Consider the following 14611-nt stretch of genomic DNA (forward strand, 5'->3'; position numbering starts at 1 on the left):
ATCATCAAAGACCTATAACACCTTAGAAACTGCCGCGCACTACGAGAGTGAATCGACGATCATATACATAAGAGTGTCTGAACACGCGTGTACCACTAGCATCGACTTGACTGGAAGTTGTTACTTCGTCTTGCAACAAGTTAGTGCCTTGCAAGCCAACCTGCCAATCATCGTTGACACGGTAGAAAACTGAACCGTCTAACTGACCACGAGCATCGGCGAAAGTCGTGACATCAAAGCCAACATTCGAAGAATTAACTTCTCGAATCGTTAACAAATAGTCGTCACGCCAGTTGTACGCCAATCGACCTTCCCATTTATCGTTTTCAAATAAGCCAACAATGTTGAACTGACTTTCTGACAATCCTTGTAATGGTAAATTATCGTAAGGAACAGCCGCACGATCAACGTCGGTTTCACCACCAAACTGCTCAGGGCGCAAGTTCTGCTGTGGCACATTACTCGGATCTAAGTAGGTGTAGTTGAACTGCATACCCAAACCACTCCAGACACCTGGCAATTCATCAAAGAACTGTTGATACGCAAACTCAAAGCCGCTCAACGTTGCCGAGCCCACATTAAATGGCTGACTTACTTCAACCGGCTGGGTCACGCCCGAACTTGGGTTGGTGATGTTGCGAGTCGTAGTAGTGGTCGAGAAAAAGTTCTTGATGTCTTTATGAAATACACCAGCTGATACGTAATCCGCATCATCAAAATAATATTCAAATGACAGATCCAAATTGATTGATTCCAATGGTTTCAAGAACGGATTTCCAGATACTTGTCGAAAGCTACGTAATGTGGCTTGACCGTCAATGGTATCGATACTTGAGGTAATATTGTAGTTGTAACGCAAGTTGCCTAAGTCAGGCCACGAAACCGCCTTTGACGCACCAAAGCGCGCGATCAACTCAGGTGTTAGCTCATACTTGATGTTCAAACTAGGCAAGATAGCATCGTAAGAGCTTTCGGCTGCTTCTGAACTACTAAAACCGTTGGCAAACGCCAATTGATCAGCAGTGAAATTGCTGTTCGGGTTATTCCCAACAAGAATCAATGGGTAGGTGATACCACCGCCAACTGACGTATCTAAGTTGACATAACGCAAGCCGACGTTGCCGTCCATGCGCTTATCGCCATCAATTCCAAAGTTTAGCCGAACATACGCTGAGGTATTGGTTTCAGTAGTAGAGTTGATTTCCGCCGCAATATACGGACTGTTAGCATCGCCTTCACGCCCGAATAACGGCGCGCGAAATACATTAGGAACATCAAAGTTATTACGGAACGTACCATAATCACTTACTAGCGAAGCATTACCTGCGAGAACCGTGCCACCCGGTATGCCCTGCACTCCACCGGCGAAGAAATTATCGAAAGTAAATGCACTGGCCTGACTATTCGCATAGCCCGCACCATTCGCAGTACCGTCGAAGGTAGATTGACCATTTGCCCAAGTTTCTGACAGGTTGCCCCAGTTATAGTTAGACCAGCGAGTGGTTTGATCTCGTTCAGACCAACGTACACCGGCTTCAACTGATTTTGCAAAATCCGAATCAAGCTCGTAATCAAAATCCAAACGAATAGCCGCTTCATCACCTTCAGACTCTTCCACATGGTCCATCGCGGCCAGCCAGAAATAATTAGCTGGATTAGTGAAGAAATCAGGGCCTTGTCCATTAGGTGCACGGAACGTTAAACCTGGTTTACCACCATTGTTAGCTAAATCCACACTGAGTCCGCCACCAACAATACCGCCAAACACTGACAAATCTAACACGTCAGTTTCGGAGTCGACATACTGGAGGTCTGTGCTGATTTTCAACTTATCAGTGGCTTGGAATTCAAACTCCAACGAGAAATCTTGAGTCAACAAATTTGACGTTTGCTGTCTTGTTTGCGGACCTAAACCACCTGAAATATTTTCGATCGTGCCGCTTTGAAATACACCGTTACCATCATAGACCGAATCCGCCGACGGACTGCCTGCTGCGTCATCTGAGAAGAATGCAAACTCAGTCCAAGTAGTTGCTGAATCAGAACGGAGATATTCGCCTAATACGCTAAATGTGCCGTCAGTATTTTCAAATTGAACAGCCAACGAAACCGCTTCGCGCTCACGCTGAGTAGAGGTCGTACGAATACCCGCATTGATTGGCGTATAGCGACCAGATGTTTCATCAAACTTGTGAAAACCGAACTGCGCACCGTCGGAGCGAAAATCCAAATCCGAGTTTGAATAACTAGCCAGCACACCGACTTCACCGCCTTCAACTTCCCAACGGTCACTGTACAAGCCACTAAAAGATGGCGTCCATTCTTCCTCAAGGTCTCCATAATTGGCCTGCGCGGAGATGCTCAATACTCGCTCTTCGGAATCGAATGGTTCGCGTGTATTAAGGTTGATCGTGCCAGAAATACCACCTTCGATCATATCGGCGGTTTGGTTCTTGAAAATCTCGACGCTGCCTAACAATTCTGGTGAGACGTCTTGAAATGACAAACCACGACCGGAGTTTGCTGAGAATGTATCACGACCATTAAACTCGGAGCGAGTATTGGGCAAGCCGCGTAACGTCACGCCGGAACCCTCAGTCGAAAAGTGATCAGGGTCATTAATCGCAGCAAAACGCTCGATCGACACACCTGGTACACGCTGTAATGCCTCTAATACTGAAACATCAGGAAGTGCATTAATATCTGACGCCGAAATCGCATCAACGTGAGTGTCAGCATTCTTTTTGATGTCTTGAGCTGATTTTAAACTTGCTCTAACACCGTATACCGTTACCTCTTCGAGCATCGCCTCACTAGACTTTTTAACGTCGTCAGTTTCGACTGCATCGGCCTCAACGGTTTGCGCCCAAGTAGCCGGCTGAATGGCAGCACCGACACACATGGCAAGCATGGTCTTCTTATACGGGAACCCTCGAGCAGAAAGCTCGAAGGCGTTCTTAGATATGCGTTTCGTCATGATCTAATTCTCCTTCTCTGATGGTTTTATTATTAAGTTGACGCAGAACGACCTCATAACCCAACGCTTTAATCTTGTTATTGCTAGGTTGTAATGCATCACTCTTGTCGTGGTTTTGGCACCACTTACGAATAACCTTATGACAATCAGTAATCGATGTCATCTGATTTTGTAAAAAATTTTCAATAATTACTTTAAAAGCCACCAAACAAATCAACTTTATTGTTTAAATACAGTTAGTTAACTTACATGTAAACGGTTTCCGCTTTTTCGCCAAAAATAGCCTTATTGACCAAAAATTGGTTTATATTGAACTAATAACAGCCTAGACAGGGTATTTACCCACAATAAAAGACAACTTTATGTAATTATGTTACATTTTATTCGTGCATCAACAGAGCGTTTGTCTATTTATTGTCGTACCACATAACAATGAACACCAAATCACTATAAATTAACTCATTAATATCAAAGACTTAAATTAATATTTAGAACAATAGCTAGATTTGTAATCGTTTTACATATTGCATAAAAATGCAGCTGATTTTGCCAGCTGACGTAATCGCAGCACTGGTTTTACATAATAAAAACTGCCAGACTGCCTTTTGATAAACAATATACACACCATCAGCCGCTTAGAGCTGTCAACGAAGGAGACTCCCCATGCCCCACTCATTGCCCGCGAAACTATCAACTGCACTGGCCAGCATAATGCTCCTGGCATCACCATTTACCAGCTCGGCATCTAACGATATAGAGCAGCGTGTCGATGAGTTACTCGCCAAAATGACACTGGCTGAAAAAGCCGGCCAAATGAATCAATACAATGGTTTTTGGGAGGTCACCGGACCCGCTCCAGCTGAGGGCGATGCAAAGAACAAGTATGAACACATTCGCACGGGCATGGTCGGGTCGGTGCTGAACATTACCGGCACCAAAGACGTGCGCGCCACCCAGAAACTTGCGGTAGAAGGATCACGCCTCGGCATTCCGTTAATATTTGCCTTAGACGTTATTCATGGCCACCAAACAGTATTCCCGATCCCCTTGGCTGAAGCCGCAAGCTGGGACTTAAACGCTATTGAAAAATCCGCTCGAATCGGTGCGATTGAAGCCTCTGCACGCGGCATCAACTGGACCTTTGCGCCGATGGTCGACATCTCGCGCGATGCGCGCTGGGGTCGCGTCATGGAAGGTGCCGGAGAAGACACTTTTCTAGGTCAAAAAGTCGCGGTTGCACGAGTGCGCGGCTTTCAAGGTGATGACCTAACTGATATCGACACCATCGCTGCCACCGCCAAGCATTTTGCCGGCTACGGTTTCGGCGAAGCTGGGCGCGAATACAATCGCGTCGATGTCGGCACAAATACTTTATACAATATGATCCTGCCGCCATTTAAAGCGTCAGTCGATGCTGGCGTCGCAAGTGTTATGAACGCCTTCAATACGTTAAATGGAATTCCTGCCACTGGCGATGTTTTCTTACAACGAGGCATTCTAAAAGGCGCTTGGGATTTTAATGGCTTGGTTGTGTCTGATTGGGGCTCAGGCAAAGAAATGATGCAACACGGTTTTGCTAAAGATTTAAAACATGCAGCGCAACTCGGCGTAACCGCCGGCTCAGACGTCGACATGGAAAGCTACATGTACGTTAAGCATCTCGAAGCCCTAGTAAATGAAGGTAAAGTGGACATTGCCTTAGTCGACGACGCCGTGCGACGTATTCTGCGACTTAAGTTCAAGCTTGGCTTATTTGATGATCCGTACAAGTACATTAACGAAGAACGCGAAGCCACCTTATTAGGACATGCCGACCATATGGCCGCCGCATTAGATGTCGCCAAGCGCTCGATTGTTCTGCTGAAAAATCAAGGCAACTTGCTGCCACTCTCAAAAACTAGCGGGAAAATTGCAGTAATTGGCGATTTTGCCGACGATAAGAACAGCCCACTTGGTAGCTGGCGTTTCGGCTCGATCGACAACTCGGCGGTGTCACTATTAGAAGGCTTAGCAAAGTATCGAGATGACATAGAGTTTGCGCAAGGCGTTAAAGTCGTTACTGGCGAAGAGAGCTTCGTACAAGAAATCACTGTCAACCAAACCGACGCAACGGGCATCGACGAAGCCGTCGCGTTGGCGAAAAAATCTGATGTTGTAGTAATGCTCCTCGGCGAACATGGCTTCCAATCCGGCGAAGGACGGAGTCGTACCGATCTAGGTCTACCTGGCTTACAACAAGAAATGCTCGAAGCCGTTTATGCAGTAAACCCAAATATCGTCTTACTAATTGCCAGCGGCCGACCATTGGCACTACCGTGGGCCGCGGAACATATCCCCAGCATTGCGGCAACTTGGCAACTCGGCTCGCAGAGTGGTAACGCGATTTCTGAGGTGCTTTTCGGAGACTACAACCCATCAGGAAAACTACCCGTTAGCTTTCCCTACAATGTTGGGCAAATGCCGCTTTACTACAACCGTATGAACACGGGTCGCCCAATCGACAAAGACAGCAATGTATTCTGGTCGCACTATTCCGACAGCCCTAGCGAAGCACTGTTCCCATTCGGCCACGGATTAAGTTACACCCAGTTCGACTATAGCAAGTTAAGCATCAACGCCGATGACCCCGCCAAGGTAGACGTGAGTGTGACGGTTAAAAATGTTGGCAAGCGCGCTGGAGAAGAAGTCGTACAGCTCTACATGCACGATAAAGTCGCCTCGGTCGCCCGCCCCATCAAGGAGCTAAAAGGCTTCGAGAAAATCGAACTCGAGCCTGGCGCAACCAAGACCGTCAACTTCACTTTAGACTCATCCAAACTCGGCTTCTTTGACCGAGAAGGAAACTGGATCGTTGAACCTGGGGAGTTTGATATATTGGTTGGATCGAACTCTCGTGAAGGTTTAACTGGGCAATTCACACTGTCGATGAAATAAACAACACACCAACTAGAGCAATACTCAACTAGAGAGGAGAACACAATGTCATTTAATCGTAGACGTTTTTTAAGCTGGGCTGGCAGTGCCTCTCTATTGGCAAATACCCAGACACTATGGGCAAACGCCCCAGCGCCACGCCGTAAACTCGGTGTCGCATTAGTTGGCCTAGGCTCATACAGCCAAGGCCAACTAGCCCCTGCACTGCAGTTGACCAGTCATTGTGAATTACGTGGCATTGTCACCGGCAGCCCCGACAAAATCCCGCGCTGGCAACAACAATACGGCATAAAAGACAGCAATGTGTATAGTTACGAAACCATGCACGAAATCGCTAACAACCCTGATATCGATGTGGTTTATGTTGTTGTACCCACCTCACTACACAAAAAATATACCCTAATTGCCGCCAACGCCGGCAAGCACGTGTGGTGTGAAAAACCAATGGCGCTAACGGCTGACGATTGCCAAATCATGATTGACACCTGCGCCCGCAACAAAGTGCAGTTAGCAATCGGCTATCGTTTACAACACGAACCCAACACTCGCACACTCATGCAATACGCTAAGCAACGCCCGTTCGGAGCAATCAAACAGGTAGTGGCGCGCGCTGGCTATAAAGGAGGCGCACCGTCGGCCGATGATTGGCGAATCCAGAAAGCAATGGGCGGCGGAGCCATGTACGACATGGGCGTCTACCCACTCAATGCGGCGCGTTACACCACCGGCGAAGAACCAATCGCGGTAACCGCACGACACAAAATTTATCGACCGAAGACCTTCAGCGAAGTCGATGAGGCCACATTTTTTGAATTAGAGTTCCCCAGTGGTGCTCGCGCCGAATGCGCCACCAGCGTCTATGAATCAATGAATACACTGCGAGCAGATTGCGAGAATGGCTGGTACAAACTGGAACCGTTTCAATCCTATTCAGGAGTTCGCGGCGAAACGAGTGATGGCACTCAATTAGTAAAAACCGTCGAACACCAACAGGCTCGACAGATGGATGACGACGCCCTGGCGATTATCAACCAGGTCGAACCACTGGTTCCTGGCATTGAAGGGCAAAAAGACATTCGTATTGTTGAAGCCATATTTGAATCCGCCAAGAATCAATCTCGACGAGTGCTTATTTAGTATTTAGCTACAGTCAAGCTAGCTGTAGACTCTCAAACAGTGTTTGACGCATCATAACGATAACCAACACCGTGTATTGTTTTGATAATACTCGGTGTTAATGGGTCGATTTCAATTCGCTTTCTAAGCATTGAAATATGCTGATCTAGGGTACGACTACTGGCCAAATAATCGCGCCCCCAACACACATTAAATAGCTGCTCTCGACTAACGACATTCCCGCAGTTAGCGTGCAACAACTGTAGAATCTTACAATCACGCAAGCTCAAGTCGACACACTGCTGATTACGTTCGGCCCGCATTTCCTTGAGATTGACACGCAAGTCACCCATCGCAAACACCTCAAGTTCGCTATCAGCTGAGTTCTGCTCAGACAAGCGATAACGCCGTGTCACGGCACGCACCCTAGCCACCACCTCATGCTTACCAAATGGCTTCATAATGTAGTCATCAGCACCTAACTCTAAGCCCAACACGCGATCAATTTCCTCTGACTTTGCACTTATAAAGATAATCGCCGTGTGCTGATCGAGACGTCGGATTTCGCGGCACACATTATAGCCATCCATATTTGGCATCATAATATCCAACAACACCATTTGCGGTTGCTGCTCAGTAAATATGCGTAACGCCTGCTCTCCGTCTTCGGCTAGTATGCAGTCATAGCCCTCGGCCACGAGAATATCGCTTAAACCCTCACGTATCAGAGAATCGTCTTCGGCAATTAGCAATTTCATAGCGCGCGGTCCGTATGGGATTTTTGATCGAGTTCATCGCTATCATCAGCGCTCAATGTCAGAATAAACCAAGCACCTCGTTCAGTAGTTTTAACCGTCAAGTCGCCACCGTGCGCACGAGCTAGTTGGCGCGAAATACTCAAACCAATTCCGGTACCAGAGATACCTTGGTTAAGGCGAGAGTCGCCACGTTCAAACGGCTCAAACAGGCGGTCGTTGCCATAACCTAAACCGGGGCCTGCGTCGATTACATCAAGCTGCACCGCACCATTATCAATATGCGATGTGATTTTCAACCACTTGCCACTGGCCGCGTACTTCTCGACATTACTCAACAGGTTATTGAGTACCTGTTCCAGCACACCAGCATCAATCAGCACGGGCGTACTAGCATCCAAAACCAATTCGACCGCTATACCTTTAGCGTTCAACGCGGGCTCGAATACTTTCACAGTTTGGCGGATCACCTCGTCCACAATGACGCTGCTTTTCCGCAGCTGTACATCGTGCTGCTGTGCTCTTGAGAAGCCAAGCACATTATTAATGAGTCTGGCTAAACGCTGACTCTCAGAGCGCACCACCTCGCTGTATTTGCCTACCCGAGCACGGTCGATCTGTTCGGCTTCGTTGACTTCCGAGTCCAACATGTCCGAATACATACAGATATTAGTTAACGGTGTTTTAAGCTCATGCGACACTTGATTAACAAACGTGACGCGCTGCTCTGCCACACGCAAATCACGGCGCATCTCGCGCCAAATATAAACACTCAAGCCCAACAACACTAAACCTAATGCCAACAACGAACTAATAAATACTAGTTGCTTGAAACCACCAATAACGCCGGCCTTTGAATTGAAATAAGCGAGCCGCCAACCGTCGAGTGGATGCCCCAATAATTTCTGCGCATTGGGTTCAACATGACCGTGTACGCTCGGCTCATACGGCCCCCATTGATACACCGTCTCCTGACTTCGATCAGTTAGTTTAATTCTCGCATCACCTAACAGAGCTCGCGCATCACGGTCGTCGGGTAAACGGTTTATCAACTCAGATAACCAATACGCCTGAGCGAGCTTTTGACCGATCAAATTATTAGCAGCATCACGATACCAAAAAAATGTTTGAGTTTCGGTACCGACATCCCATGTGGTCCAACCCGATTGTTGCGTGACTCGCTCAGAAGCGTCTGCGAGAGACTGAGCCGAGACACGACTACTTCGATACTCATCGATCGACTTAGACAAATTAACGCTGCTGTTTGTTGAGCTGGTAACGGCTGGACTCGTAATAGCGGAGCGATCATTCGTATTAGCGGCCATTAGCGGTGCTTCAATCGCTCGCACTCGAAACGCATCTTGGTCGTTCCACAAAGTTTGGGTATTTAAGACAAAGTTCTCTTCACTGCGCGAAGCCAAGGCTGCTTTCGGCGGAAACAGACGCTCACCGTCGGCATTCAAAACGAATACTTGATCGAGAATCGGGTCCGCTTGAATTAACCCCCTGATCGCGCTGATTTGCTCAGACTTAAGTGCGTTACCCTCAATCTCTAGAAACTGCAAAGCATTAAATGAATCTTGCTTAAGCCCATCGAAGTAACGATCAATAACATTGCTCGCCTCGCGCAACCTTAGATCCGCCAACACTTGAGCTTGATGATCTTGCACAATACTTTCTTGTGAGTACAAGCGCGCCGCTAAGCTGGCTAAAACCGCCAGCGGCACAACCACCAGAATGGCAAACAATAGTGGGAACTTGTATTTCATTACATGCAGCGCCAGGCGCGTACTAAACTAATCATAAACAAAAATAGTAGCACACGCCGAGTCCGCTACGGCCCTCTATTCTTGACCCGACTGATCTTGTGAACTAGATGAACTACGTAGCGATTGTTGCTTAGAACGCTTGTAGTTTTTCTCCTTCAATAGCTTGCGGTTTTTATTCCAAGAACCCTGTTGACCCACCACTTGGACTTCCTCAAGTGACTCTAGGCTTTGTTGTTCTAATTTAGGCGATTCAATCAACCCAGCTGCATCATCTAAAAACGCCGCGTTGGACTTCAGGGCAGCCTGCGCGCCGATAATATCGCCTTTGTCTCGTAACTCTACCGCTTGCGCTGCTTGCTCATTTGCCACCTGCTCTATCGCCGACTCATAAGCTACTTTATCAATGGCTTGTTTAACCTCTTGAGTTGAACGAGTGAAGGTTGCCGCAATACTATTATTGGCGGTTTCAGACTGCTGGTTCGCCATATTATCGTAAGTTACTTTGACGCTTGCCACCTGACGCTGCTGGCCCGCTTTAGAGGCTGGCACCGCCACTTCCAAAACCACGTAGTTTTGTTGTGCGCTATAAAGTTGATTCATTGACGTTACAACTCGATTGCCAATAATACTGCCATCACGCCCGACAATACGAATCGGCTGAACACCGTCCTCACAGATGATTTCTATTTGTACGTTCTGCGCAACAACCGACATTGCGTCACCAAATTCTTTATCAAACACGCGTGCTAGGTCAGCTGAGTTTTCAACAAACTCATGGTTTCCATCACTGTAATTCGCGAGTTGAGTCATCAGGTCCTCGTTGTAACCCAAGCCTAAACCAATGGTCGAAACACTCATGCCCTCTTTGGCCAGGGACTTACCTAACTGACCCAAGGCTGACGGCGAGTCAGGACCGATATTCGCCATGCCATCAGACAGCAACACCACTCGATTAACACGCTCTCGATCGAGATACTTTCTAACCTCAAATGCCCCCTTACTGGTACCTGCAAACAAGGCGGTGCTGCCTGCCGCTCGAATCGACTCGATTGCAGTGTAGAAACGATCTTTATCTGTAACCCGTGTCGCTGGCACCAACACATTGACAGTACTGTCGTAGGTAATGATGGATACAACGTCGTTGGACGAAAGCTTGCTGACAGCGAGAATAGCGGCTTCCTTGGCACGCTGAATTTTGTCGCCGCTCATGGAGCTAGACTGGTCTAGCACCAACGCCACATTGAGTGGCGCACGTGCCGCTAAGTCCGGCATTTCATAACCTGTTAACGAGACTCGAATATACGCATTCTGCATTCGGCCAGCTTCCATCACTGGCGTCGCCAAGCCGCTCTCTACTCGCACCTTCTGGTTTTCATTGGTATTAGGACGAGCTTGGGTTGCCTGGCTAATGCCGCAACTAAAGGTCACCATCAGCGTCGCCAACAGCCTTAGGCTAGTCGCTTTGTTATTCATCATCTGGTACATCATTGCATTCCTCATATTGAACTATTTAATGTTGAATCATGGTAATGACGATGCACATTTAAATGGTCAAACAAATCTAATAAGAGTGTAAAAGATTTGTAAAAAAGTTGGTCGAGCATCAATAACTGACAGACTATATAGATCCTCACAGACAAGCTGCATACGTATTCATCACCGTATTTTGCGCTGAATACGTATGCAGAATGAGCCAAGCCCACACGACATAGTCTAGAGTTATCAACCTCATAACCACAGAGACTATGAAAGGAGCTTCCCTTGAACCGACCCTACACCAAATCGCGCAGATGGCGCAAATCTCTTGCACTAGCCATATTGACCAGCGTCAGCTTGACCGCCAACGCTCAATCCAATGGCGACACGTTTGTCCACTTATTCGAATGGAACTGGACTGATATCGGCCGGGAATGCACTGAGTTTTTGGGCCCCAAAGGCTTTAAAGCAGTGCAAGTACCCCCACCACAAGAACACCGCGCAAAAGACTATGGAGCACTAGACGAAGACGCATGGTGGGTTCGTTATCAGCCCATGAGTTACTCGATTGGCAATAGTCGCAGCGGCACCGAGCAACAGTTTCGCGACATGGTAAGCGAGTGCAACCAAGCCGGGGTAGACATTTACGTTGATGCCGTTATCAACCATATGGCCGGCGACGGTGGTGATGGAACGGTAAGCAGCATGGGGCGTTACGCATCACAGAACAACTATCCCGACGTTCCCTACTCCGCGGCCGACTTTCATAATTGCGGAAAACCAGAGATCGATGGTAGCGACTATCAAAACAATGCAGCAAACGTGCGTAATTGTGACTTAGTGAGGCTCGACGACTTAAAAACAGAGTCTGAGAACGTTCGCTCTAAAATCATCGGTTTTCTTAATGGACTCACTGCCATGGGCGTCAAAGGCTACCGAATCGATGCGGCTAAACATATGGCACCAGCCGATATTCAAAACATCGTTTCGCGGTTAAATCCAATCGCCGGCACCAATACACCGGTCTATGTGTTCCAAGAAGTGATCGACAAAAGCCCGGGCCAAGAAGCCATTACCGCCAGCGAGTATACAAGCATCGCTGATGTCACCGAGTTCCAATGGGCGGACAATATAGGTCGTAAATTTCAAGGACTATTCGAACCCAGCTTCGGTCAAAATGGAAAATTAGCAGACTTAGAAACAATTGGCTCTCCAGCATGGGGAATGCTGCCGAGCGACAAAGCGGTAATATTTGTTTCCAACCACGATGATCAACGCGGCGACGGGCGCTTTGCCATTGTCGATTACAATGATGAGTTCGGGCTCAACTTCATTGCCGAGGCTTACCAAATGGCGCAGCCTTATGGGTACCCCAAAATAATGTCGAGCTATTACTTTAATGCCAACGAAGACCGCTCAGTAAGTCGCCCGACCGTGCCGACCAACTCGCCAACTGGCGGCTGCGAAGCACCCTACGGGCCAAATCGAGGCGGTAGTGAAGGTTGGGTCTGCGAACATCGTTGGACCGGCTTAGCCAACATGGTAGCGTTCCGCAAAACGGCTGAAAACCAAGCGCTGACCAACTGGTGGAGTAATGGCGCCAACCAGATTGCCTTTGGGCGCAATGGCGCCGGGTTCATAGCAATCAACCACGAGTCATATCCGCTAGTACAACAACTTCAGACCGGCATGGCGGATGGCCAGTATTGCGACATACTGTCGGGCGATTTTGTAAATAACAGCTGCACTGGAGACATCATCACCGTGAGCTCTGGCCAAGTTAGCGTCAACCTGCCGAATCGCAATAGTGCAATGGCAATTCACACCGGGGCCAAAATTGGCGGCGGAAGCGGCAGTAATCGTCAAGTCAGCTTCACCTGCAATAATGGTTCGACGAATCTGGGCACGAGCGTGTATGTGGTAGGCGACTCAGCACAGCTCGGCAACTGGAGTCCAAACAGCGCAATTAAATTAGACCCAACAGCGTATCCAACTTGGAGTGCTACGATCTCACTCCCAGCTAACCAAGCAATGGAGTGGAAATGTATCAAGCGGCTAGAGTCTGGTGGCGGCGTGCAATGGCAAAACGGCTCAAACAATCAGTTAGGTTCCGCATCGACCAGCACGTCGGGCTCATTCTAAGCTAAGCAACTTAACGTAACGTCAAACGATGGCCGACCTATGATTGCACGCAGGTCGGCCATACACATAAGCCAGTACATCACGGTAATCTGAGACGCCACTAAACATTTATACAACCGAAATACCTGCTCGTTGGAGCGCCATTTTAATTGCATTTGATGCATTCAATGTAATCTCAGGCAAAGGGGCTCTGACCGTTGACTGAATCGGAATGCCCTGCAACTTGAGTGCTTCTTTGCTTGCTGAATGAGGGCTCGCAGCCGCTTTAAGCACAGGGTACGGAAGACTGGAAGCTAGCTTTAGGAGCCTCCACAAGGTATCGGTGCTTTTAGTCGGGTTGCTCACAATAGGTAGCAGCTCTAACAAACTACGGAACTCGGCCGAGCTTTCTAGACCCGACGTATTCTCATCACACGCTTGATATAGGTTGTACGCAGAACTCGGATGGACAGCCGCGAGTGGACAAATAGCCCTGCGCGCTCCGTGCGAAAAAAGACGCGGTAGAAACAGGCTTAGCGCGGTGAAATAGTTATCACACCGCCCACTCGCCAATACTTTCTTTGCCGCATAATTGTTCAAAGAACTATCCTTGATCCCAACAACATTGTCGATCTCCATCAACGCTATGAGTTGCTCTGGGTTTAACCAAATATCGGATACCTGAGGAAAGTGGTAATAAATAATAGGTAACGACGAGCGCCGCGCGTGACAGTCAACTTCGGATTCCACAAACGATCATCGGTGCTCGATGTTAAAGGAGCAGGCATGCACAGCGAGTCCGTGGTGTATACAGAAGCACTGATCGAACAACGTGCTCATGCCATTGGCTATGCTATCGACGCTCGACGACAACGGTTTCCAGATGAGACTTCTTATCGTTACAAGCCATTAGCGGACAAAAACATTCAGCTGAAATGGGATAGTGACAACACTATGCCGTTAAGAGACTACAACCTTCTTGATTTAAGTATCTAGTACGCTCACAAGTCCGAAGATATTCTCGGTTACCAATAGCTTAGCTGCTGAAACGTCAGCGCGCCTCGTTCTTAGCTTGCTAGTAACTTGGCGCACGACTTCAGTTCACAAAATTCTTAAACCAGTTCGACGTGTAACGTCTTACCAAGAGCCTTAGCAGCATTGTCTAATGTGTGGAGAGTCACCGAAGTGTTTGTCGGATCTAGTAGACGATCAAGCGCTGAACGACTGGTATCCATTAGCTGTGCCATGCGCGTTTTTGAAATATTTTCGTTTTCCATTTTCTGAGAAACTTGCCAAGCGACAACACGTTTAATCGCCACCGCGCTAGCTTCAGTAAGATCAGCCGTTTCTTCAAATAAGTCATCAAACGATGAACCGATGTGTGCATTCTTCTTAGCCATAGATAACTGTACCTTTTTTGGTACATTCAATCAAATTAAGCGCGAGTCACATGAATGGCCTTG

Annotated in this window: 11 protein-coding genes; 4 read left to right on the top strand and 7 right to left on the bottom strand. The window is 47.9% G+C overall.

Annotation, left to right across the window (positions count from 1 at the left end):
• Window positions 1–22: 22 nt before the first annotated feature.
• Together DFR28_RS02895 and DFR28_RS02900 are read right to left on the bottom strand one after the other, a co-directional pair.
• Window positions 23–2977: a TonB-dependent receptor gene (locus DFR28_RS02895; protein ID WP_113952790.1), complete on the bottom strand. Its 2955-nt coding sequence runs from the start codon at window positions 2975–2977 to the stop codon at window positions 23–25.
• On the bottom strand, window positions 2958–3140 hold the full coding sequence (locus DFR28_RS02900; RefSeq protein ID WP_147250911.1) for a hypothetical protein: 183 nt from the start codon (window positions 3138–3140) through the stop codon (window positions 2958–2960). Before DFR28_RS02900 ends, DFR28_RS02895 begins: the two co-directional genes overlap by 20 nt.
• 500 nt (window positions 3141–3640) lie before the next feature.
• On the opposite strand from DFR28_RS02900, the gene bglX reads away from it, so the two are divergent.
• Both bglX and DFR28_RS02910 read left to right on the top strand, forming a co-directional pair.
• Window positions 3641–5911: a beta-glucosidase BglX gene (bglX, locus tag DFR28_RS02905; RefSeq protein WP_113952792.1), complete on the top strand. Its 2271-nt coding sequence runs from the start codon at window positions 3641–3643 to the stop codon at window positions 5909–5911.
• Between the two features lie 45 nt (window positions 5912–5956).
• Complete coding sequence (locus DFR28_RS02910; RefSeq protein WP_113952793.1) at window positions 5957–7048, top strand: Gfo/Idh/MocA family protein; 1092 nt, start codon at window positions 5957–5959, stop codon at window positions 7046–7048.
• 32 nt (window positions 7049–7080) lie between these two features.
• On the opposite strand, the gene DFR28_RS02915 is transcribed toward DFR28_RS02910, so the two are convergent.
• The 3 genes from DFR28_RS02915 to DFR28_RS02925 all read right to left on the bottom strand — a co-directional run bounded on the left by DFR28_RS02915 (window position 7081) and on the right by DFR28_RS02925 (window position 11027).
• Window positions 7081–7785, bottom strand: coding sequence for a response regulator transcription factor (locus tag DFR28_RS02915; RefSeq protein ID WP_113952794.1), 705 nt, complete (start codon window positions 7783–7785; stop codon window positions 7081–7083).
• Window positions 7782–9551: a sensor histidine kinase gene (locus tag DFR28_RS02920; protein WP_113952795.1), complete on the bottom strand. Its 1770-nt coding sequence runs from the start codon at window positions 9549–9551 to the stop codon at window positions 7782–7784. Before DFR28_RS02920 ends, DFR28_RS02915 begins: the two co-directional genes overlap by 4 nt.
• 75 nt (window positions 9552–9626) lie before the next feature.
• Window positions 9627–11027: a vWA domain-containing protein gene (locus DFR28_RS02925; protein WP_211316827.1), complete on the bottom strand. Its 1401-nt coding sequence runs from the start codon at window positions 11025–11027 to the stop codon at window positions 9627–9629.
• A 285-nt stretch (window positions 11028–11312) separates the two neighbouring features.
• On the opposite strand from DFR28_RS02925, the gene DFR28_RS02930 reads away from it, so the two are divergent.
• Window positions 11313–13169, top strand: a complete 1857-nt coding sequence (locus tag DFR28_RS02930) for a carbohydrate-binding module family 20 domain-containing protein (protein WP_113952797.1) — start codon at window positions 11313–11315, stop codon at window positions 13167–13169.
• A gap of 108 nt (window positions 13170–13277) precedes the next feature.
• Here the strand turns inward: DFR28_RS02930 and DFR28_RS02935 are convergent, their stop codons facing one another.
• Window positions 13278–13898: a dihydrodipicolinate synthase family protein gene (locus DFR28_RS02935; protein WP_113952798.1), complete on the bottom strand. Its 621-nt coding sequence runs from the start codon at window positions 13896–13898 to the stop codon at window positions 13278–13280.
• 36 nt (window positions 13899–13934) lie between these two features.
• Here DFR28_RS02935 and DFR28_RS02940 point away from each other — a divergent pair, with 36 nt between their 5' ends.
• Window positions 13935–14144, top strand: coding sequence for a hypothetical protein (locus tag DFR28_RS02940; protein WP_147250912.1), 210 nt, complete (start codon window positions 13935–13937; stop codon window positions 14142–14144).
• A 116-nt stretch (window positions 14145–14260) separates the two neighbouring features.
• On the opposite strand, the gene DFR28_RS02945 is transcribed toward DFR28_RS02940, so the two are convergent.
• On the bottom strand, window positions 14261–14548 hold the full coding sequence (locus tag DFR28_RS02945; protein WP_113952800.1) for a helix-turn-helix domain-containing protein: 288 nt from the start codon (window positions 14546–14548) through the stop codon (window positions 14261–14263).
• Window positions 14549–14611: the final 63 nt, after the last annotated feature.

The sequence above is a fragment of the Arenicella xantha genome, from assembly GCF_003315245.1.
GTDB lineage: Bacteria > Pseudomonadota > Gammaproteobacteria > Arenicellales > Arenicellaceae > Arenicella > Arenicella xantha.

Excerpts from the sequence above, each read along its gene's own strand:
- DFR28_RS02895 (WP_113952790.1), bottom strand. The coding sequence starts at position 2,977 with ATGACGAAACGCATATCTAAGAACGCCTTCGAGCTTTCTGCTCGAGGG.
- DFR28_RS02900 (WP_147250911.1), bottom strand. The coding sequence starts at position 3,140 with ATGACATCGATTACTGATTGTCATAAGGTTATTCGTAAGTGGTGCCAA.
- bglX (WP_113952792.1), top strand. The coding sequence starts at position 3,641 with ATGCCCCACTCATTGCCCGCGAAACTATCAACTGCACTGGCCAGCATA.
- DFR28_RS02910 (WP_113952793.1), top strand. The coding sequence starts at position 5,957 with ATGTCATTTAATCGTAGACGTTTTTTAAGCTGGGCTGGCAGTGCCTCT.
- DFR28_RS02915 (WP_113952794.1), bottom strand. The coding sequence starts at position 7,785 with ATGAAATTGCTAATTGCCGAAGACGATTCTCTGATACGTGAGGGTTTA.
- DFR28_RS02920 (WP_113952795.1), bottom strand. The coding sequence starts at position 9,551 with ATGAAATACAAGTTCCCACTATTGTTTGCCATTCTGGTGGTTGTGCCG.
- DFR28_RS02925 (WP_211316827.1), bottom strand. The coding sequence starts at position 11,027 with ATGATGAATAACAAAGCGACTAGCCTAAGGCTGTTGGCGACGCTGATG.
- DFR28_RS02940 (WP_147250912.1), top strand. The coding sequence starts at position 13,935 with ATGCACAGCGAGTCCGTGGTGTATACAGAAGCACTGATCGAACAACGT.
- DFR28_RS02945 (WP_113952800.1), bottom strand. The coding sequence starts at position 14,548 with ATGGCTAAGAAGAATGCACACATCGGTTCATCGTTTGATGACTTATTT.